This is a genomic window from Acetobacter senegalensis, assembly GCF_001580995.1.
GTDB lineage: Bacteria > Pseudomonadota > Alphaproteobacteria > Acetobacterales > Acetobacteraceae > Acetobacter > Acetobacter senegalensis.
Genome location: NZ_LHZU01000147.1, coordinates 21,749 through 42,254 on the forward strand (window position 1 = coordinate 21,749; position 20,506 = coordinate 42,254).

Genomic DNA, 20,506 nt, shown 5'->3' on the forward strand with positions numbered 1-20,506 from the left:
ATCACCATGATATTCTATCGCCTTCCTTATCGCGCCTCCTTCGCGTTTGTCATCTCTTTGGGAGCAACATGCGCTGCGTATGGCGCAGAAACAGAGCCTCATCCGATTTTTGTCGCTTCCAGCGGGAATGTGCAAAAGAAGAGTAGTCAGAAAGATGATACTCGTGTTGCGGCCCAACGAAAGAAATCGTCAACTTTGGAGGAAGTTACAGTACGTTCCAACAGAAGAACGCAACAGGTTGCCAATACACCAGCCTCTGTTGTGGCCCTGACAGGCAAGACACTTCAGACAACAGGTGTGCGGGATGCACTTTCGTTGGCGCGTGATATTCCTGGGTTGATGGCAGAAAGCACATCTGGTTCGACAAACCCGCGTTATCGCCTGCGTGGTATTGGTACAAATGATTTTTCAGCCAACATGACAACAGCCGTTGGTGTTTCTGAAGATGAAGTGTTTCTAGATAGCGGTGCATCTCAAGGAACGCCAATTTATGACCTTGACCATGTAGAGGTTTTTCGTGGTCCGCAAGGAACCTTGCAGGGCAAGAACACAACTGCTGGAATGGTTTCTTATTATACCAAAAAACCAACCAATGCTTTGGATGGTTATGTACGTGGTACTGCCGGCAATTATGGTCTGTGGGGCGAAGAGGGGGCCATTGGCGGCCCAATTATAAAAGATAAACTGATGGCCCGTTTCGCCATAGTGAATAGACGTATGGATGGTCAGTATTATAATGGTACGCATAAAAACCCGACGGGTGGTTATCAATATTATGATATGCGTGGGCAGATCCTTGCAAAGCCAGTTGATAATTTCTCCATTCTGATCAAGGCCCATCTTGGGCGGAACAGAACGGAAGTGCCTATTGATCATGTCGGGCTGCTGGAGGGGGGAACAGATGCGCAAGGGTACGCTCAAGCCTCCCGACGAAATATCCAAAATAATGGGCGTACGGATGCGACAACCCGGCGGGCAGGGCTTTCTGTCAATGCGCGTTATGAGTTTGAAAGCGGTTGGAGCCTGAGCAATATTTTCGCGCTGGAATGGAACCATTTCAACGTTTTCTCAGATGATGATGCCAGCCCGGCTTCCGTTGATTATCAGGAAAATATTGGTGGTGTAGCGCGTGTTTTGAGTAATGAAATTCGTGTCGCGTCTCCACAAAACAGGAAAATACGCTATATTGGAGGTGTTTATTATCTGCGGAATATGACGCAATCTTCCAGCCAGCAGCCTCTTTATAGCCCGATTGACTTTGGTGTGAATGGCAACGCATCCAGCTTTAATATCAATACGCAGGATGCCGCGGTTTTTTCGGCTTTGTCCTTTGATCTGACACGTCGCCTCACGCTTGATATTGGGGGCCGCTTTACGTCTGAAACCCGCACTGCCAATGGTGAAGCGTGGGCTTACAATACGTTGAGCTCAAACCCCTATTATACGGGAAATCGGGCACTTACCTATATTAATACCAACACAGGCACATTTATTGACCCAGCTACAGGCCAGAGTCTTAGCGGTCCACCCCTGAAGAAAACGTTTAACCGAGACAGCGAAGATGCAAGCCTGAAATATCGTTTTGCGCATGGTGTTATTGGCTATCTACGTTATGCGCGTGGTTTTCGTACGGGTAATTACAATACATATGTTGCAACGGCATCAGACTTCAGTCTGTATAACCCCGAAGTGCTGACTGATTACGAAGGGGGGATAAAGGCCCGGCTATGGCAGGGCAAGGCTCAGCTTAATCTTTCCGGTTTTCATTATGATTACAACAACATGCAGGTTACAATTCTGCAGAATACCGGTACGCACACAACAAACGCTGCGCGCGCTGTTTCCAATGGTTTTGAATTTGAAGGGCAGGTGCGCCCGGTTGAAAACCTGTTTGGCTCTTTCGGTGTGTCCTACCAGGATGCGCATTATACCAATTTCCGGAATGCGAGCGCGCCGACACCTTTCAATGGTGGGAACCCTGTCAATCTGTCCGGGCAGCCGTTGGAACGTGCGCCTCATGTCACGACCAATTTCTTGTTGAGTTATAAAATTCCCGTATCCTTTGGTGATTTCACAATCCAGACTGACTGGCGTTATACAAGCCGTTATCGTTTCCAGGCCTGGTCTGATGTGCATCCCTCAACACCAGCCGCTTTTCTTGCTTCACCTCAAACACTGGCGTTAGTGCGGAAAGCCTTTTCCCAAAAGCCTGTTATTACCGGGAATGTAAGATTTGCCTGGCATTCCGTTGATGAAAAAACAGAAGTCGCCGTCTGGCTGCACAATATTACAAACCAGATGACTTATACAAACGCGTTTGGTGAGTTCTTCAACCGTAATATCAGCCGCTACCCGGGTGATTTGCGCTCCTTTGGCTTTGAAGTCATGCGGTCCCTGTAATGGCTTTGGGGGAAACACGTAAAATTGGCTTCATAACCTTGGCTGCTATCAGTGCGGCAGACTGTGCCGCGCATAGTATGAACTCATTAGGTCCATTCGCGGTAGGGGAGTTGATAAAAAGTGGCCAACTGACTACGGCACAGGCTGGTTTGTGGAGCAGCGTAGAAATGCTTTCATATGCTGCTGCCATGACAGGCATTGCGTCCCACGTGCATCGTGTGCGTTTGCGCTTGCTCGCCCTTATCGCTGCGTGCTGTGTTATTGCAGCACAAGCTGGCTCTGCTTACGTGCATGTGCTCTGGGGGCTGCTGGGTTTACGTATTTTGTCAGGGTGTGGGCTTGGTGCGCTGAATGCAGTCGTCAATATTGGTGCCAGCCGGCTGGGCCAGCCTGTTTTTGTGCTCTCCTTTGTTATGGTTGTACAGACCATTGTTTTTTCTGCATCCAGCCTTTTTCTGCCTTATATTGGCGATGCCACAGGGCAGCAGGGTATTTTCTTAACATTGGCACTTATTGTTTTTGCTCTGGTGCCTCTTATGAGGTTACTGCCAGATACGGCGAGCGAACCTCAGAAACGATTGCAAGATCATCATCCGATGTCCGGGCAGGCTTTTGCCGCCTTGCTTGCCGTTCTGTGTTACACTGGCGGCAGCCTTGCGGTCTGGCCATTTACCGAACGAATTGCAGTATCAGTCGGGCTGACGCCTATGTCATTTGGCTCGTTATCGGCTTTTGCCAACATATTTGGTTTATGTATCTGCCTTGTGGGTGTCCGGTTGAGCCAGAATAGGGCAAGCATGCGCTTGCTGAGTCCTGCAATTATTCTGACAGGAGTGATCTGTATTCTTCAGGCATGGCCTCCGTCTGGGGTACTTTTCAAAACAGCATTTTCGTTAAACTATGGTTTGTGGTTCTTTATCTATCCGGGTTTGGTCGGTCTGACTTGTCTGGTTGACCCATCGGGGAAGTTGGCTGCTCGTTCCGGCGGTGCCTGGATGCTTTCTCAGGCGGGTACTACATTGCTTGCTGGCTGTGCAGGTAATAGCGGACATTATATGTGGGTCGGCTTTCTGAGCTTTTTGTTGTGTCTTATATCAGCCGTCTGTGTCGTTTTTATTAAGCCACACAAGATGGTGGCTCCATAGCTGTTATGTTCGATGTGTTTTTGGTCGGGAGGCCGTGACGAACATATTTTGTGTTCTGATTATAGAGTAACTGTCTGACTATGGCGTCAGAGGAGCACAAAATAAGGCCACCTTGGTGCCCTGTGTCGATGGAGGCGTTCCTTCCGCGATGACTATGAGAGCCGTAGCGATAAATCCGGGCCAAAGTGGTTTTCAGAGCATGATCCGGCTCTCCACGGCGACTGGAGGACGATTGCCTCAGGCGTCATTTTTTCAATCAGTTCTATTCGACTGATCATTGTGTTCGGGTCGGTGGCGGCGAGCCCGACGAAGATCGGCCTATTCGGTAGGTAGCTTTTGCGATCGTGACAAAACACCTTCCAATGGTGACGATCACCAGTTGGAGGGGGCAAAAAGCCTTAATTCTGGCTTTTCTGCCGATAGGGATAGTCAGGAGTTTAGCCGCTATCTGGGAGCGAAAAGGGAGGGGAGAGCCCTATAGGGCAGGTGGCCGAGACGTGTTGTAATATGAAAACGCGGATGGAGCCTTTCGACAGACTGCTCTTGATTGGATATCGCTTCATTAAGTAATAGGTCTTCATCCAAGGGCTGAACGAAGCGGGTGTCTTAGGCTCTTTCGTCTCTCTCAGTACCGGAAAATTGAAATGACAAATGCTAGCGTAGCTGGGATCAGTCAGGCCTTAAAGTGAAGCGAGCGATAGCTGGTTTGTGTGGCTACGCTTCAGATCGATACACCTCTATGACGTTGGGATTGCGATGAACGCCTATTCAGATTACCTGGCCGAAATCAAGGACAGAGCAAACCAGGGGCTCGCTCCCAAACCGATCGACGATGGTGGACTAGTCCGCGATATTATTACATTGATTGAGGATACTGGTAACGAACACCGGGCAGATGCTCTCAAGTTCTTCATTTACAACACGTTGCCCGGCACAACCAGCGCCGCAGGTGTCAAGGCGGACTTCCTGAAGAAGATCGTTCTGGGCGAAACAGTCGTTCCGGAGATCACGCCGAACTTTGCCCTCGAACTGCTTTCGCACATGAAAGGCGGCCCATCGGTCAAGGCGCTTCTGGACATCGCTCTCGGAGACAACGGCCCGATCGCCGAACAGGCGGGCGAAGTGCTGAAGACCCAGGTATTCCTCTATGACGCCGATATGTCCCGGCTGCGCGATGCCTTCAAGGCTGGCAATGCCGTCGCGAAGGACGTGCTCGAGAGCTATGCCAAGGCCGAGTTCTTCACCAAGCTTCCGGATGTTGAAGACGAGATCAAGGTTGTGACCTTTGTCGCAGCAGAAGGGGATATCTCGACCGATCTTCTGTCGCCCGGTAATCAGGCACATTCGCGTTCAGACCGCGAGTTGCACGGTCAATGCATGATTTCGCCCGAGGCACAGAAAGAAATCGTTGCGCTGCAGAAGCAGCATCCTGATGCACGAGTGATGATGATCGCTGAAAAGGGCACGATGGGCGTCGGCTCGTCGCGTATGTCGGGCGTGAACAACGTGGCGCTCTGGACCGGCAAGCGGGCCAGCCCCTATGTTCCCTTCGTCAACTTTGCTCCCATCGTCGCAGGTACTAACGGTATCTCGCCAATTTTTGCGACAACAGTTGACGTGACCGGCGGCATTGGCCTGAACCTGAAAAACTGGGTCCGGAAGACAGGTGAAGACGGCAAACCAGTTCTGGACAAGGATGGCAATCCTATCCTTGAGCAGAAATATTCGGTTGCGACTGGTACCGTTCTGAAGATCGATGTGAAGAACAAGCAGCTCCGCGACGAAAACGGCAAGGAACTGGTTGATATTGCTGCTTCATTCACACCCCAGAAGATGGAGTTCATGAAGGCGGGTAGCTCTTATGCTATCGTTTTCGGCAAGAAGCTCCAGACATTTGCTGCTCAGACGCTGGGGATCGAGGCTCCTCGGGTCTTTGCTCCGAATAAGGAACTTACGGTCGAAGGTCAGGGCCTGACCGCAGTCGAGAAGATATTCAACCGTAACGCCGTTGGTGTAACGCCGGGCAAGGTCCTGCATGCGGGGTCGGATGTTCGCGTGAAGGTGAATATCGTCGGCTCTCAGGACACAACCGGCCTGATGACCGCGCAGGAACTTGAAGCGATGGCGGCGACCGTCATCTCTCCTTTGGTGGACGGCGCATACCAGTCAGGCTGCCATACGGCATCCGTGTGGGACAAGAAGGCGCAGGCGAACATCCCGAAGCTCATGAAGTTCATGAACAACTTCGGCCTGATCACCGCGCGCGACCCCAAGGGTGTCTATCACGCGATGACGGACGTCATTCATAAAGTGTTGAATGACATTACTGTTGATGACTGGGCGATCATCATCGGTGGTGACAGCCATACCCGCATGTCCAAGGGCGTGGCCTTCGGTGCCGATTCGGGCACCGTGGCGCTGGCACTTGCTACGGGCGAGGCGACGATGCCGATCCCGCAATCGGTCAAGGTGACGTTCAAAGGCACGATGCAGCCACACATGGATTTCCGTGACGTGGTGCATGCAACCCAGGCGCAGATGCTCAAACAGTGCGGCGAGAACGTCTTTCAGGGGCGCGTCATTGAGGTGCATCTCGGTACACTGCTTGCCGATCAGGCTTTCACCTTCACCGACTGGACAGCCGAGATGAAGGCAAAGGCCTCTATCTGTGTCTCGCAGGATGAGCCGCTGATTAAATCGCTGGAAATCGCCAAATCGCGCATCCAGATCATGATCGACAAGGGCATGGAAAATGCAGCAGGCACGCTGAAGGGCCTGATTGCCAAAGCTGATAAACGTATTGCCGAAATACGCTCGGGCGAAAAGCCAGCACTGGCCCCGGATAACAATGCGAAATATTTTGCCGAGGTTGTAGTTGATCTCGATGTGATCGACGAGCCGATGATCGCCGATCCTGATGTAAACAACCCCGATGTGTCCAAGCGCTACACCCATGACACCATTCGTCCGGTTTCTTACTATGGTGGCAGCAAGAAAGTGGATCTGGGTTTCGTGGGTTCCTGCATGGTGCACAAGGGCGATGTGAAAATCGTGGCACAGATGCTCAAGAACCTCGAGAAAGCCGAAGGAAAAGTGGAGTTCAAGGCACCGCTGGTTGTCGCTGCGCCCACCTATAATATCATTGATGAACTGAAGGCCGAGGGCGATTGGGAAATCCTTGAGCGCTATTCCGGTTTTGAATTCGATGATCTGCTGCCGAAGGCTAACGCGCGGACCGAATACGAAAACATCCTCTATCTGGAACGTCCGGGCTGCAATTTGTGCATGGGCAACCAGGAGAAGGCAGAAAAGGGCGATACTGTTCTGGCGACGTCTACCCGTCTGTTCCAGGGACGTGTCGTTGAGGATTCCGGCGAGAAGAAGGGTGAATCTCTTCTGGCCTCGACCCCGGTCGTGGTGTTGTCAGCGATCCTGGGGCGGATGCCGACCAAAGAAGAATATAAGGTCGCTGTCGAAGGGATTGAGCTAACCAAGTTCGCTCCGCCCAAAGCTGTTCCAATGGATTCCTTGTCTGTCCATTATTAAGGGTTTCCTTCTAAGGCTTGATTATTCGGAAGTAGGAAGGAAGCGTTCCGTTTGACACCTTGCCCGGACATGCTGCTAATCGGTTGAATTTGCCGGTGAGTGGATGTCCGGTCTATGGTGTTAATCAGTAGGGACGTTGCTCATCTTTGCATCCTCGATCAAGAGGAACGGGCTGCCGAGGCGTCTGGCGGCGATGATAGTGTTATAAATGCCGTCTCTTCTATGTCCGCTGCCGCCCATAGGCCGTCGGCGGTTCATGCCAGAACCCGAAATGATTGATAAGAAACTAGGGGTTATATACCCCTAAATTGCTGCTCCCTCGCAGAACGCGCGAGTGGTTGGCAGTTGATACGATTTTGACAAAGTAACAGAAGAGCTTCGTCGCGGAGATGCTGTCGATAAGTAATGAGACTTTTCTATAAAATGACGGGGCAGGTAGGTTTATAGCCGATATAGAAGGATTTTGCGCACGAACCGGAATGCAAATGTCAGCGTTTCAGTTTTGATGTGCTGCTCCTGCATGATGCTTTTCAATGAAAGTATGAAAAGGTAATCCCATAAGTTTCGTAACCGGATCACGGGATTTCAGAGAGAATATGTTCAGATCTGATATGGTCTTTCCTTTACGATAACGTTTCGAAATGTCGGATGATCCATGACATCTCATAGAGCAAGCCAAGGCTAACGAACCCAATATGGAACCGGCGATCAGTTGAGATAATCGCTATGCCACATAGGATAAGATAGACGGGCACACGAAACCAATATTCGATCGAAAACAGGGCGTAGTGCGCCGGGCCTTTGATGAGTGTATCAATAAGATCAAACACAACGGTCAGCGCAAAAAAGGAGAAAAACCATTTTCGTCTGGAAATGAAGAAATCCTCATATCCTGTATAATCGCTGATAGAATCAGGAAAAAGAAAAGCGCTCAGAAAGAACAGGATGATCGCATAGAGGATCAGAAACAGATAGGTTTCAAACGTCCAGACTGGAAGTTCGATCAGCCACAACTCCCACCACCAGAAATGCATCAGCATCAGAAGCAGCGTCAACACCCACCCAATGTGAACCGGATAAATGCGTGTCTGCGTCGGGTGTTGGATGATGCGCACAAGCCCGGTAAGGAGACGTGTGACGCTCAGACCGACCACCATTCCCATGATGATGCGGACATGCTGGAAAATATCGGGAGAGGTCAATGGATGCGGCACCACGATCAAGTTGCTCCTTGTCAGCTTTCTCAGACCATTTCGTTCTCAGGGAATGGCATTGACAACTTCCAGTCCATCGTCTCCAAAAAAAGCGAGCCCGGCACCAATCATGGCCTGACCTTTGGTGGTGGATAGATCGTGCGGTGAAGCTGCAGCAAGCGCCTTCAGCCAAGCGGGTGAAAAGATGCTTTTCCATTTCTGCTGCAATTCGGAAGCATTGTGGATCATCAGAGGCTTGGGGGAACCCGTATTGACCCGCAAAGGAAATGCTACGAACCGTGCCGCATCTGCCGGTCGCCCTCCAATGGTAGCGTAATAAAACCCCTTGATAGGTTCCTCAAATTGAGCGTCACTCTTATTGGTTATGTCGGCATATCGACGTCCGAGGATGTAAGAGCCTCCACTTTGGAGATCTAGTTTAACAGGAAGAGTATGACCGTTACCGCTCCATGTTCCTGCTAGGCCGGTGCTGTTTTCTGCTGTGACAGGAGACGAATTGTTATCCACATAATGTAGCACGAATACACCTCCACCGGGTTCGGTAAGATGCAGTTCTGTTCCTGCAGTTCCGGTAAGAGGAATGTCTTTCAGATATTTTCTGTAATAATAATGACTTCCGTCAGCAATCTTATTGCCAGACACGAACACCGTCATACCGATCGGTATTTCACCTATTGCACCGGCATAATCAGTGAACGCACGTAAATCTTCAGCATGCGCCTGGCAGGATATGTGCGTGGAAAACCCAATGAGGAAAACTGTCATAAGTCCTGATAGAGTTCTGCGCATTGTACGGATTTTAAATATCATGGGTTCAGTGTTCTTTCATTAAAAGGAGGAAAAATGCGCCAAAGCTTTAGTGATTTTGTCCTTATGGCTAAACACTGACGTCCATCGAGCCAGTCCAAAAGGCGTGCATTTTTATGCTCCTTTCGTTCGCAGGGTTGGTAGCATGACGAACAGGGGGCAGGCGAAAGCTGCAAAATAGGGCAGGCCGTGCTTCGTGATATCCATGGCCACTCCGGTCGCACCGGGGCCGATAAATGATCCGACGCCCGAGGCGATGGACATGACTGAATACACAGATACCAGATCACCGCCGCGGAACTTGCACCCGATGATGCCCATCATGACAGCATAAAAGACGATGAATAGGCCGCCCCGCTGTTCATTATTTGGTGCTCTCAGCAAGGACAGTATCTGCATTGAACACACCGGCTTGGTTGGGATCAACTTCGCCCGTTCGGTAGAAGCGGGCGGTTAACTCCTCTCTGGGCTGCATAAGCTGATATGTATGCCGGGATTTTTTTGATCCATATGATGAAGACGGGCCGGGAACCTGCGTCTTCTGTTCATTCAGGACCAAAAAATACTGATATCCGGAACTCTTTGCCGTTGTGGCAGCAGAGCGAAACACGGCCTGTTGCACGCTGCTCATAGAGTCAGTGCCGCTTCCTGAGCCCGAGATGGCCACTGTGTGATCATCCAGCATATGTGGCGTGACCTCCACGGTGTTTAATGCCGAACTGATGTCAGCACATCCACTCAAACATAAGAACAGGCCGCTAAAGCACGCTTTTTTCCAGATTTGCATCATTAAATTTTTCCTCGTTTGATCGGTGCTTGTTCAACGTTCACACTCAGCCATTGTCATTTTGACATGATGAAGAAGTGGAAATTAGTTTTCCAAAGGGATAGCGCTGGGCATTGAATAGAGTAATTCATGGTGTCGCTACTGTTGACCAGAATGGTCTGACCGGTCAGCCTTCATCCGTTGACTATAGGAAAACGAACGAAAGGCGCACGGCCTACGGTGTAACATAGTCCTGCCCTAATGGAGGCAGAAAAGCCGACTGCTGATTTATGGAACGCCACTGTATCCGGAGCTTTCTGACCATAAAAGAGCAGTTATCCATTGGTCCCAATTCAATTGCATTTATCGAAATACAGGGGAGGGCCGTATTCTTTCGAAGTTGAGCGGGTAAACTGCTCAATGGGCGCTTTTGGGGGACACTATTGTAGTGGGTTGCAATGATGCTGGAACTCCTAACGTACGCGCGGTCGATCCCGCCGGTTCTTCGGGGGGCCGGCAACAAGGACGGTTTTCTCCTTAAGACTGTCGTCCGTCATAGATGGGTTTCCCTGTTACTCCATAAGATGCCTGTCATGCTTTCCGTTCAGGATGATTATCATCTATGATATCGCGATAAATCCGTCATTTTCGACAAGACATGTCGAGAAATACGAACAAACGGGTTACGATAGCATCTTGTATCTGGTGGGGGGGGGCGGAGATGGCTCTCTGTGGCATTTTGATTAAGTGCGGTCGAGGCCGAGAGTTTCTCGTCTGTTTCCGATATGTTCGAACTATACCGCTCGACGATTTTTACGATGATCCAGAAACTGGAAGTGCGTTGCCAAACAAGGTTACTGGCGCGTATGAGCGGCGCGGTTTCCATTATCCCTGATAGTACAAGGCTCCTACGGTCATTGGAGAGCAGTCTTGCCGCTGTAGAAAAAGCTGACGCGTTGTTCTGATGGGAGAGGGTGGCTCGCAAGTGTGCTGCGTATCAATCGGGAGGACAGGATATAAAGGCACATCCTGCCTCACACAGTTTCATATAAAAGTAGATAAAAGGAGAGGCGCAGGCTTCAAATCGTTCTGTTCTTCATGAAGCAGCCGGATTGCCCGCGCATTGTGTAAACGACCGACCAGACTGTGCTCCATGCTGGCCCAATCTACTTTGGGGAGCCAGAGAGCCTTCAGGCATCAAACACATCAGGCTGTCTTATTTTACCCTCTCAAGCCAGCATTCAGTAAAAATGGAATCATCTTTTATCCGTTCACCTGAAGAATGTTCATATCCCGGCTTTATTTTGTCTTTCCACGCCCCAAGCGACACCCAGCAATAAAAGTGTGCCAATTCCAGCAAGTGTCAAAGCTGAGAGCGATTGACCGAGCAAAAATAAAAGGGAAAAGCAGGCAAGCCCGATAAGTTGAAAAATGGGCCAACTGGAGGTTACAATCCGATGATAAATGCCACTTCCAGAAAGATAGAGGACGGGGCCTAAAACCATGGCAAGCAATGCCGGGCCAGACACAACCTCCAACGGATTTTCCAGCAGAATGTCCATTCCAACTGCTGTTACAATAATGCCAGCAATGAGAATGGCATGGATATAATGGAAATAAGCGCCTAAGCGGCCTGCATCTGAAGAATGTGTGATGGCATGTTCTGCCTGCTTTGTGGATGTGCCAAAATAGAGCCACCACATAGCGATTGTGCATAGAAAGCTTATAAAAAATCCCAAAAGTACAGGTGTGGTCCATAACTCGCTGCGCGCCATGGACAGCCCTGACGCCATGATGGTTTCACCTAATGCGACCATTACAAAAAGCTGACACCGTTCTACCAGATGGCTACCTGAAATTGTCCAGTCTGACGTATGAGATCGGCCCAGAAACGGCAACCAGAAACCAAACATGGGGGAGACGTATTCACACAGAACTGCCGCACCCCATAAAACAAGACGCTCATCTGGGGAGCAGAATGCTCCTGCAATCCAAAAAACTCCGCTGATGACATTCCATCCCAGAATACGCTTATAGTTTGGAAGCAATGCATGATTTTCTGGTAGCTTGGCGACAACAAATGCAGAGCGTCCTACTTGCATGACTGTATAGCAGATTGCAAAATCCAGCCCGCGGACACCAAATGCTTCGGGGGCTGCTGCACCACATAATAAAGCGAGCGCCATAGACGCAAACAGAACGCAGCGTAGTGAGGCAGATCGCGGATCAAACCAGTTGGTAACCCATCCTGTATATTGCCACCCCAGCCATGCGGCAAACCAGAGAACGAGGGTTTGCAGGAAACCAGTCCAGCCGAGTTGATGGAGCAATCCATGACTGATCTGTGTTACAAGAAAAACGTAAATCAGATCAAAAAACAGCTCTTCCGTTGTCACTTCAACGTGGCCATTTTCTGATTTTCTAATAAACGGACGACCTATTTGATTTTGGAAACCCATTGAACGTCTCACCCGGCCTCATATGAGGTCATTACTGCTGCCACAATGGCTTTTTATGCTCATCACAAGCTCTGAAAGCTCAAAACTTTTTCTTTCCAGTTATCACGCATTCGTAAATTTCACCATTCGGTTGTAATTTTCCCATCACTGTTGCTGAAAACGGGGAGAGGTGCCGTGCCACCCCCTGCTTTCACCTTTTCATCAGCCTGAGAAAGAACTGGGACTTTCTGGAGTCATGGAGACTGAAATGCTTCAGCACGTCGCATGAGTAAAATATCTGGCCGAGGTATGCGGACCAGTGCGCGAAGGGTAGTGTGGGCTACTAAATATAAAGCGGGAGGGCGGAGAGGTTCTGGTTTTCATATAAAGATAAAGGATTTCTTTAAAATAATAGAAATGAACAGTATTTTGGAAGAGATGTCTTATGCCTGCGCAACTGAAAGACAGAAGCGTGGAGTGCTTTCTCTCAAGACACTCCGACCGGTCACGGAGCGCATGCAGACGCATTGGTGGCGAGCGGAGGCTGATCAACTACGTTGGTTTTTCTCAATGTCCCCAAGTGACGTATTTGCAGTGTGCATGACCCGACGTGCGTCTTGGAATATAGCGGGCTTGAGGGGGCGCGGGGCTTTATAGAGAACGAACTCAAGGATTGGAATAGGCAGCCTCTTTCCGGGAAGGCGTGTCAGCTTTTGGAAAGTGCAGGTTGGTAGTGGAACAGTCAGATAAAGGCGGAAGCAGCGGCGCCGCTTTCGTCTTTATCTATGATATTTTCTGGTAAGGTCGGAGGGGTATAGCGGATGAGGCATAATGCCCCAGCATTACGATGCTGGCGTTCGTGATCCCGCGATGAGAATATCGACAAGGCGCTTCGCACTATTCTCCCAGCCGGGGCCTGCGGCAAAATTTGAGACGCCAGCCAAGGCACGAAGCAGGTCAACTGGTTCAATATTCGTGCTGATGTCCCCACTCTTGACGGCAGCCGCGACAAGAGTGTCGATTGCAGTCTGGAGCACTGTGCCTGATTGCGCGTAAAGCGTGCTCGTCCCGCCGACCAGTCCTTTAAGGGCGGGGGCTATGACCTGTTTGGCCGCAATGTAATCCACGAACAGTAGCATCCACGCGCGAAGCGCTTCTACTGGCGGATGCTGCGCGGCAAGCACCGGTGCGGCTTCGGCAAGGCGATCGAGTTCAGCACGATAGACTGCTTCAATAAGAGCATCCCGATTGGGGAAATGACGATAAAGGGTCCCGATGCCCACCCCCGCACGGCGAGCGACTTCATCCAGAGGAATGTCAACTTCTCCCGCTGTGAACGCAGCCTTGGCCACGTGCAGCAGGTGCTCTCTGTTGCGTTGTCCGTCGCTGCGCGGTCGGCGGCGTGGCTTATTTACGTCTGTCACCTGTTTCTCTCTTGTTAAACGGAGCAGCCCTCCGTATATACAAACCGGAGTGATGCTCCACATAACATCCTGAATGCCGTTTCGGCAAAAAACGGATGCATCCTTCTCAAGGAGTTCTCCCAATGACACAGATTTTTGGCGCAAGCTCAACAACAGAAGAAGTTCTCTCCGGTGTATCCCTGAAGGGCAAACGTATCCTCGTGACGGGCGTTTCCGCAGGGCTGGGGATTGAAACCGCACGTGCCCTTGCCGCGCATGGGGCCCACGTGGTGGGTGTGGCGCGCAATCTGGCAAAAGCAGAAGGTGCTACAGCACAGGTGCGCGCAGACGCTGACCATGGCGGTGGAACGTTCGAACTGATAGGTCTGGACCTAGCAGATTTGGCGAGCGTCCGCGCTTGTGCTGATCAATTGAACGCAAGCGGGCTGCCCTTTGATCTGGTTATCGCTAATGCGGGCGTTATGGCTACGCCGTTCGGGCATACGAAGGATGGGTTCGAGACGCAGTTCGGCACCAATCATCTGGGGCATTTTGTCCTCATCAATCGGATTGCGGGGCTGATGCGCGACGGCGCTCGTCTGGTGAATGTGTCTTCAGCCGGTCATCGTTTTGCAGACGTTGATTTGGAAGACCCAAATTTTGAACAGACCCCGTATGACCCTTTTGTCGCTTATGGACGCTCCAAGACAGCCAATATCCTTTTCGCCGTTGCCTTTGATGTGCGGCATCGGGCACGCGGGGTGAGAGCCACCGCAATTCATCCTGGCGGGATTATGACCGAACTGGTGCGTCATATGCAGGATGGCGCAATCGAGGCCATGCTGGCAGGCATCAATGAACAGGCTGCTGCGGAAGGAAAACCGCCATTCCAGTTCAAGACCATTCCTCAAGGCGCAGCCACGTCGGTCTGGGCGGGTGTGGTGGCGGAAGCCGAGGCAGTAGGCGGTCAGTATTGCGAAGACTGCCATGTGAGCAAGGTGGTGCCGAATGACCAGCCGATCAGTCTGGTCAGTGACGGTGTGCGTGCCTACGCTCTTGATCCGGCCCATGCAGAAGCGCTTTGGGCGAAAAGTGAGGATATGGTCGGAGAGCGTTTCTCCTGAAGCTTTGATCGGTGGCGGAATTCACGTTCTTGAAGAGGAACGAGTGATTCTGCCTCACAAATAGAGATACCATCAATTTACGGCCATGCTGCATGATCAGAACGCGGGGAGCGGTGAGAGACGCTTCACTGCTGCTTTTTTAAGAGGATATTGACTGCTTTGCGTCTTGTTGTTTTTGGCTTGCCCCTGCTTGTCGTGATCCTGAACTGGCTCTGGCCGCTGCCACTGCCTTTGGGTGTGAAGGTCATTGCGGCGGCTTTGGTGGTTGTTGCTGCGCTCTATCATTACTGGTCCCGGTTGTCCTCGGGGTCAGTCTTCGCACCGGAATTTCCTCGGCCTTTTATCATTTTGTTCAACTGGGCGTTTGGGGCAATTCTGTTTCTCACACTCCTCCAGATCGGGCTTGATCTTGGCGCGCTAATGATGGCGTTGGCCACGTGGCAGCCGGTTTACATCTCGGTTGGAGCGCGGGAGACCATAGGGGGTATTGCCGGGGTCCTCGCCGCTATTGGCGTGGCCAACGCGCTAAAGGTGCCTCCGGTCAGGGATGTAACCGTCACTATTCGGGGGTTGTCGCCAGTATTCGACGGGTATCGATTGGTCCAGTTGAGTGACATGCATATCAGTCGCCTTTTTCCGGCCAGATGGGCTGCGTCGGTCGTGGAGCGCACCAACGCGGTCGGAGCCGATATGATCGTCGTTACAGGCGATTTCATTGATGGTTCGGTGGCTATGCGCCGTGCTGACGTAGCGCCGCTTGCGCAGTTGCATGCGCCAGATGGTGTTCTGGCAATTCCGGGCAACCATGAATATTACTTCGATTACGCTGACTGGCTGCGCCATCTGTCGAGCTTGGGCTTTCATTTGCTATTGAACAGCCACGTGGTGATCACGAGGGGAACGGCCCAGTTGGTGTTTGCTGGCGTAACTGATCGCTCGGCACCGCAACATGGGCACACCGGGCCGGATCTGGCTGTGGCCCTTGATGGTCGTCCCGCCGAGGCTCCGGTTGTGTTGCTTGACCATCAGCCGGGGGACGCGCGTACTGCTGCGGCACAAGGTGTCGCCCTTCAGTTGTCGGGACATACACATGGGGGGATGATTCTGGGGCTCGATCGTCTCGTGGCGCGTGGGAATAATGGATTTGTCTCCGGGCGCTACGATGTGGACGGCATGACGCTCTATGTCAGTAATGGCACCGGGCTATGGCCGGGCTTCGCGCTTCGGCTCGGCAGACCTCCTGAAATCACGTGTTTCCATCTGCGCGCAGGATAACGTGCGAAGCTTGTTGATTCATTTCTCGGGAAGGGGGAAGTCATAACCGTCTTCCTCCCGAGCAAGATATGAATGGCCGGTGAGCCAAAAATAGACGGGACATAATCAGTGGCCTTGCTCTCTTGCCCGAAAGGAGAGGCTACGTTAGGGAGATAATAATTGTTCGCAACTCCTCCTCGCCAGGGGGAGTATGAAGGAACAGCAAAAGGGCGAATTGGTCAGAAACGTGTCCATCTGACCAAAGGAATATGGGCGTTATGTCGAGCAACCTTACCATACTGAATAAGGCCTTTACTGCCGAACGTAACGCGTTGAGCCGCCTTTTCCAGAAAGTGAACCGGACCATGGCGGCAGATGATCTGCTGCAAATGCTCTGGCTTCGTATCCAGCGCGTGGGTGACAATCCGCCAATCCATAACGGAAAAGCGTATCTATACCGCTTGGCGTCCAATCTGGCGGTCGATCAGGGGCGTGCCGAAGCGCGTATGGAGCGCTTGCAGGCCGAGGCGCGGTCAATCCTGTATGGGGATGAAAGTACGCCCGATGTTGAGCAGGCATTTCTGGCGCGTGAGGAACTGGAACGTGTCATGGCCGCAGCCGAACGCTTGCCCGAGCCAACCCGCACGGTATTCTGGCTGAACCGTATGAAAGACGTGCCGTTGCGTGATGTTGCTGTTATGCTTGGGGTTTCGCGCACCACTGTTGAAAAGCATATAAGGCGTGCAATTACCTTGCTGGGGGATGCTCGCAACAGCCACGATTGTTCCCGTCACGGATAAATAGGGATGCGGGGGCTTCGGAATGTCCCTGTCCCGCTGGGTAGGCTATAAACCGTTCCGAAAGCAGATATGACTGGTTTCAATGCAACATCTGATCGCGCTGCGACGCAGGAAGCCCGGTACTGGATTGCGCGGCTAGCGTCTGGTGACATCACGGAGCCAGAAATGGCTGCCTACCGGCACTGGGTGGCGGATGCGCATCATGATGCTGTTTTTCAACACGAATTAAAATTATGGCGCAGCCTGAGCGTTATCGGAGAGCATCTTGCCCCGCGCGAACCTGTGGGACAGCGAGCCGCAAGGAGGCGCAGGCAAGGCCTTTTTGCTGCAACGGGACTGGCTGCGGCTGCCTGTCTGGCGGCTTTTCTGATCGGTCCCGATGTGTGGATGAGACTACATGCCGATCACCGGACTGGCTCTGACATTCGCGCCTTCACGCTGGCAGACGGCACACAGGCCGTTTTGGATGCTGATGCCGCAATTGCGGTGCATTATGGGGCGCGTACACGCACCGTTGAGCTACTGCGCGGTCGTGTCTGGTTCGATGTGCGGCATGATCCGGAGCATCCTTTCAGGGTCAAAGCCGCAGGCAGCGTCACGGAAGATATTGGCACAGCGTTTGAAGTGGATTACCGCGCGACCGGAGGGGTTGAGACGACCGTGGAAAGCGGCGTGGTGCGTGTTTCCGGGCGCGCTGGGGGGCAATCCATTATCCTGACGGCAGGACAACGTGCCTTGTGGCAACACACAGGCCAGATCACACGGCAGGCGGATGTGGCGGCAGAGAGAGTGGCGTCATGGAGGGACGGGCAGCTTGTGCTGACTGCGGTGCCCGTGAAGGTGGTGATTGCAGCCATCGCCCGTTATCGATCGGGTCTGACGTTGGTTGTGGATCATCTTGATGATCTTTCCCCCGTTACGGCCATGGTGGATCTGCGGAAACCTGACGATGCGTTGAACGCTCTCGCAGCCGGAGCGCATCTCAGGTTGTATCATTTGCCCGGTAATACTGTGCTGGTACGGCGGAGTGGCGGAAAAAAAACGTAGGAAGGGGTTAGGCAGACGGTCACGAGAGACGTCTTAGGAATGCAAGCGATAATAACAACTCGCATTTGCAGTCATGTCTGGCGTTTTTATGAAGGGCCTTCACTTGTCGCATATCGCTCCGGCGGGACGTCGCATTACACTATCCATGGCATTAACGTTGGGTATTGTGCTTTCGCCCGTTGGCGGGCGCTCGGCGTTGGCACAGCAGTCAGCGGCAGGCAAGGCACGTGTTATGCATTTTGACATTGCGCAGCAGCCGCTGGGGGCAGCATTACAGGCTTTTTCGCGCCGAACTGGCATGCAGGTCGTCTATACCACGCAGATTGAAACTGGCGTTGTCTCGCCCGGTGTCAGGGGGGAGTATGAGGCCACAATCGCGCTTGGGCATCTTCTTTCTGGTACTGGCGTGGCATTTCGACTGACAGGCGCGAACAGTATCACGCTTGCGCCCGCCACTGCCCCGATCACGTTGCGGCCCGTGCGGGTAGGAGGGGCCATGATGCGCCAACCGGTTGATGAAGTGCCCCATGCCGAACAGATAACGGTTATTGGTACCCCACCACGTTTTCTAGCCTATGCCTCTCACGCGGGCACGAAAACGGACACTCCGCTGATTGAAATACCCCAGACCGTTTCTGTTGTTACACGGGGGCAACTTGATGCCCGCAATGTGCAGACCTTGTCTGATGCGGTCAGCTACAGTCCCGGTGTCAGGACCAATGTGTATGGGTTTTCGCCGCGTCAGGACCAGTTCATTATTCGTGGGTTTGACGTGACCTCCTATGGTGAGTTCCGCGACGGGTTGCGCCAGCCAGTTGCAGGTTCTCTACTGAGTTTCCGGACCGAACCCTATGGGTTGGATGCACTTAGCGTTATCAATGGTCCGGCTTCGGCAACTTATGGCACGTCGGGCATTGGCGGACTGGTGGATATGGTGTCCAAACGGCCAACCAGCCAGCGCATTAACGAAGTGCAGTTTCAGGTAGGTAATTATGGTCGGTATCAAGGTGATTTTGATTTCGGCGGTACGCTGCCTTCTGATAAACGTTTTACCTACCGTCTGACTGGCGTGTTTCGTGACAGTAATACCCAGATGCCCGCAGTGCGAGACAACAGGATCTATGTTGCTCCCGCCTTTACCTTTCGTCCGGATGATAAAACGCGCCTGACCGTGCTGACCGCGTTCCAGAAGGACCGAACAGGCGGCACGATGTTCAATTACCAGACAAATGAAGGGGTTTTGACCAATATTCGTTATGCCGACTCAAAATGGAACACCTTTGATTCCACGACTTATCGGCTGGGGTATGAATTAGAACACCGGTTTACGGACTTTTTTGCCGTGCAGCAGAATTTTCGCTACGCGCATGGAGACGGGAATGCCAAATACCTCTATCTGACCGGACTTTCGGATGACGGTACAAGTGCGACGCGGCGTGCGGGACAAGTGCGTGAACAACTGAATTCCGTCGGACTGGATAATCAGGCAAAATTCGATGTCCGTTCGGGGCCAGTGGCGCATAAGATTCTATTTGGCGTGGATTACCTTTTTACCGATTACCGTACCAGCTATGCCGATGGCGCCGCACCATCCCTTGATCTGGTAAGCCAGAATTACGGTAAGCAGGCCATATCGCAGCCATCGGTTTATTCCATTGCCCATTCAGGCCAGACGCAGGCGGGTGTCTATCTGCAGGATCAGATCCGGTATAACCGTTGGCTTCTTACGTTGAGTGGCCGCCATGACTGGGTGTCCACCAATAGCGGCAACTATTACAGCCATACGAGCCAGAAACAGAACGATCAGGCGTTCAGCGGCAGGGTCGGACTGACATATATGTCAGCCATTGGTCTCGCACCCTATGCATCCTACTCCACCGTATTCAACCCGACTATTGGTCAGACAAAGGAAGGGACACCGTTTCGCCCAATTACGGGAAACCAGTATGAAGTTGGCATGAAATATCAGACGCCTGACAAAAAGGTTTTGCTCACGGGGGCGGCGTTTGACGTTCATCAGAATCACGGGCTGACAACGGACCCAAGTGATGCCACTGGCACCTATCAGATCCAGCGCGGCAAAATACGCTCCCGCGGGTTTGAGGTCTCGGCAACAGGAGATCTGGGGGCAGGTTTCAGCTTCAATGCCTCCTATACCTATCTGGATATGGTTGAGCAGTCAGGGGATGCATCTGTCGTGGGGAAAATACCCTCGGGTATCCCTCGCAATGTGGCTAACGGATGGATCGACCATACATTCCAGAGTGGACCACTCCGAGGGTTGGGAACGGGTTTCGGCATCCGCTATATCGGGTCCAGCTATCGAGGGGATAGCAATGCAACAGGCAAAAACAAATCCCAGTTCCTGATGGATGCTGCCCTGCGCTATCGGTTCGAAGCGATCTCATCACAATTGAAGGGATTGCAGTTTGCTGTGAACCTGAACAACCTCGCCAATCGACAGATTATTACGTGCCAGTCTGATTTCTGTTACCAGAATATGCATCGTTCCGTGATTGGTAGTATTCGATACAACTGGTAGAATTTTTAACTTTGAAATAT

General features: G+C 52.0%; 13 protein-coding genes. 8 read left to right on the plus strand and 5 right to left on the minus strand.

Annotated elements, in window-relative coordinates; genetic code table 11:
• Nucleotides 1-6 precede the first annotated feature (6 nt).
• From AD948_RS15895 to AD948_RS15905, 3 genes are all read left to right on the plus strand, one after another.
• Nucleotides 7-2,400, plus strand: a complete 2,394-nt coding sequence (locus tag AD948_RS15895; protein WP_169797422.1) for a TonB-dependent receptor — start codon at nt 7-9, stop codon at nt 2,398-2,400.
• A gap of 287 nt (nt 2,401-2,687) precedes the next feature.
• Nucleotides 2,688-3,545, plus strand: a complete 858-nt coding sequence (locus AD948_RS15900) for an MFS transporter (RefSeq protein WP_156479070.1) — start codon at nt 2,688-2,690, stop codon at nt 3,543-3,545.
• A gap of 756 nt (nt 3,546-4,301) precedes the next feature.
• The gene (locus AD948_RS15905; protein ID WP_061472652.1) at nt 4,302-7,091 is read left to right on the plus strand and encodes a bifunctional aconitate hydratase 2/2-methylisocitrate dehydratase; all 2,790 of its coding nucleotides are present in this window, start codon (nt 4,302-4,304) and stop codon (nt 7,089-7,091) included.
• 623 nt (nt 7,092-7,714) lie between these two features.
• Here the strand turns inward: AD948_RS15905 and AD948_RS15910 are convergent.
• From AD948_RS15910 to AD948_RS15935, 5 genes are all read right to left on the minus strand, one after another.
• Nucleotides 7,715-8,308 carry a hypothetical protein gene (locus tag AD948_RS15910; protein ID WP_086897132.1) on the minus strand — a complete coding sequence of 198 codons (594 nt, stop codon included), beginning with the start codon at nt 8,306-8,308 and terminating at the stop codon, nt 7,715-7,717.
• 42 nt (nt 8,309-8,350) lie between these two features.
• Nucleotides 8,351-9,070, minus strand: coding sequence for a hypothetical protein (locus AD948_RS15915; RefSeq protein WP_061472653.1), 720 nt, complete (start codon nt 9,068-9,070; stop codon nt 8,351-8,353).
• Nucleotides 9,071-9,226: 156 nt separating this feature from the next.
• Nucleotides 9,227-9,511, minus strand: coding sequence for a hypothetical protein (locus tag AD948_RS15920; protein ID WP_156479071.1), 285 nt, complete (start codon nt 9,509-9,511; stop codon nt 9,227-9,229).
• Between the two features lie 1,653 nt (nt 9,512-11,164).
• Complete coding sequence (locus tag AD948_RS15930) at nt 11,165-12,337, minus strand: low temperature requirement protein A (protein ID WP_061472656.1); 1,173 nt, start codon at nt 12,335-12,337, stop codon at nt 11,165-11,167.
• Between the two features lie 821 nt (nt 12,338-13,158).
• On the minus strand, nt 13,159-13,740 hold the full coding sequence (locus AD948_RS15935) for a TetR/AcrR family transcriptional regulator (protein WP_039905334.1): 582 nt from the start codon (nt 13,738-13,740) through the stop codon (nt 13,159-13,161).
• 122 nt (nt 13,741-13,862) lie between these two features.
• Between AD948_RS15935 and AD948_RS15940 the strand changes: the two genes are divergently transcribed.
• The 5 genes from AD948_RS15940 (at nt 13,863) to AD948_RS15960 (ending at nt 20,486) form a co-directional block, all read left to right on the plus strand.
• Entirely contained in the window at nt 13,863-14,843 is a 981-nt protein-coding gene (locus AD948_RS15940) for an SDR family NAD(P)-dependent oxidoreductase (protein WP_061472657.1), read from the plus strand.
• 159 nt (nt 14,844-15,002) lie between these two features.
• Nucleotides 15,003-16,118, plus strand: a complete 1,116-nt coding sequence (locus AD948_RS15945; RefSeq protein ID WP_006559799.1) for a metallophosphoesterase — start codon at nt 15,003-15,005, stop codon at nt 16,116-16,118.
• Nucleotides 16,119-16,375: 257 nt separating this feature from the next.
• Nucleotides 16,376-16,897, plus strand: coding sequence for an RNA polymerase sigma factor (locus AD948_RS15950; RefSeq protein ID WP_039905333.1), 522 nt, complete (start codon nt 16,376-16,378; stop codon nt 16,895-16,897).
• 69 nt (nt 16,898-16,966) lie between these two features.
• Entirely contained in the window at nt 16,967-17,944 is a 978-nt protein-coding gene (locus AD948_RS15955; RefSeq protein WP_061472659.1) for a FecR family protein, read from the plus strand.
• A 103-nt stretch (nt 17,945-18,047) separates the two neighbouring features.
• Nucleotides 18,048-20,486 (plus strand): TonB-dependent siderophore receptor, encoded by a 2,439-nt coding sequence (locus tag AD948_RS15960; RefSeq protein ID WP_248846068.1) that lies wholly within the window; start codon nt 18,048-18,050, stop codon nt 20,484-20,486.
• The last annotated feature ends 20 nt before the right edge of the window (nt 20,487-20,506 follow it).

Bases quoted from the DNA above. Each gene is read 5' to 3' on its own strand.
- AD948_RS15895 (WP_169797422.1), top strand. From the start codon at position 7: ATGATATTCTATCGCCTTCCTTATCGCGCCTCCTTCGCGTTTGTCATC.
- AD948_RS15905 (WP_061472652.1), top strand. From the start codon at position 4,302: ATGAACGCCTATTCAGATTACCTGGCCGAAATCAAGGACAGAGCAAAC.
- AD948_RS15915 (WP_061472653.1), bottom strand. From the start codon at position 9,070: ATGACAGTTTTCCTCATTGGGTTTTCCACGCACATATCCTGCCAGGCG.
- AD948_RS15920 (WP_156479071.1), bottom strand. From the start codon at position 9,511: ATGCAGATACTGTCCTTGCTGAGAGCACCAAATAATGAACAGCGGGGC.
- AD948_RS15930 (WP_061472656.1), bottom strand. From the start codon at position 12,337: ATGGGTTTCCAAAATCAAATAGGTCGTCCGTTTATTAGAAAATCAGAA.
- AD948_RS15940 (WP_061472657.1), top strand. From the start codon at position 13,863: ATGACACAGATTTTTGGCGCAAGCTCAACAACAGAAGAAGTTCTCTCC.
- AD948_RS15950 (WP_039905333.1), top strand. From the start codon at position 16,376: ATGTCGAGCAACCTTACCATACTGAATAAGGCCTTTACTGCCGAACGT.
- AD948_RS15955 (WP_061472659.1), top strand. From the start codon at position 16,967: ATGACTGGTTTCAATGCAACATCTGATCGCGCTGCGACGCAGGAAGCC.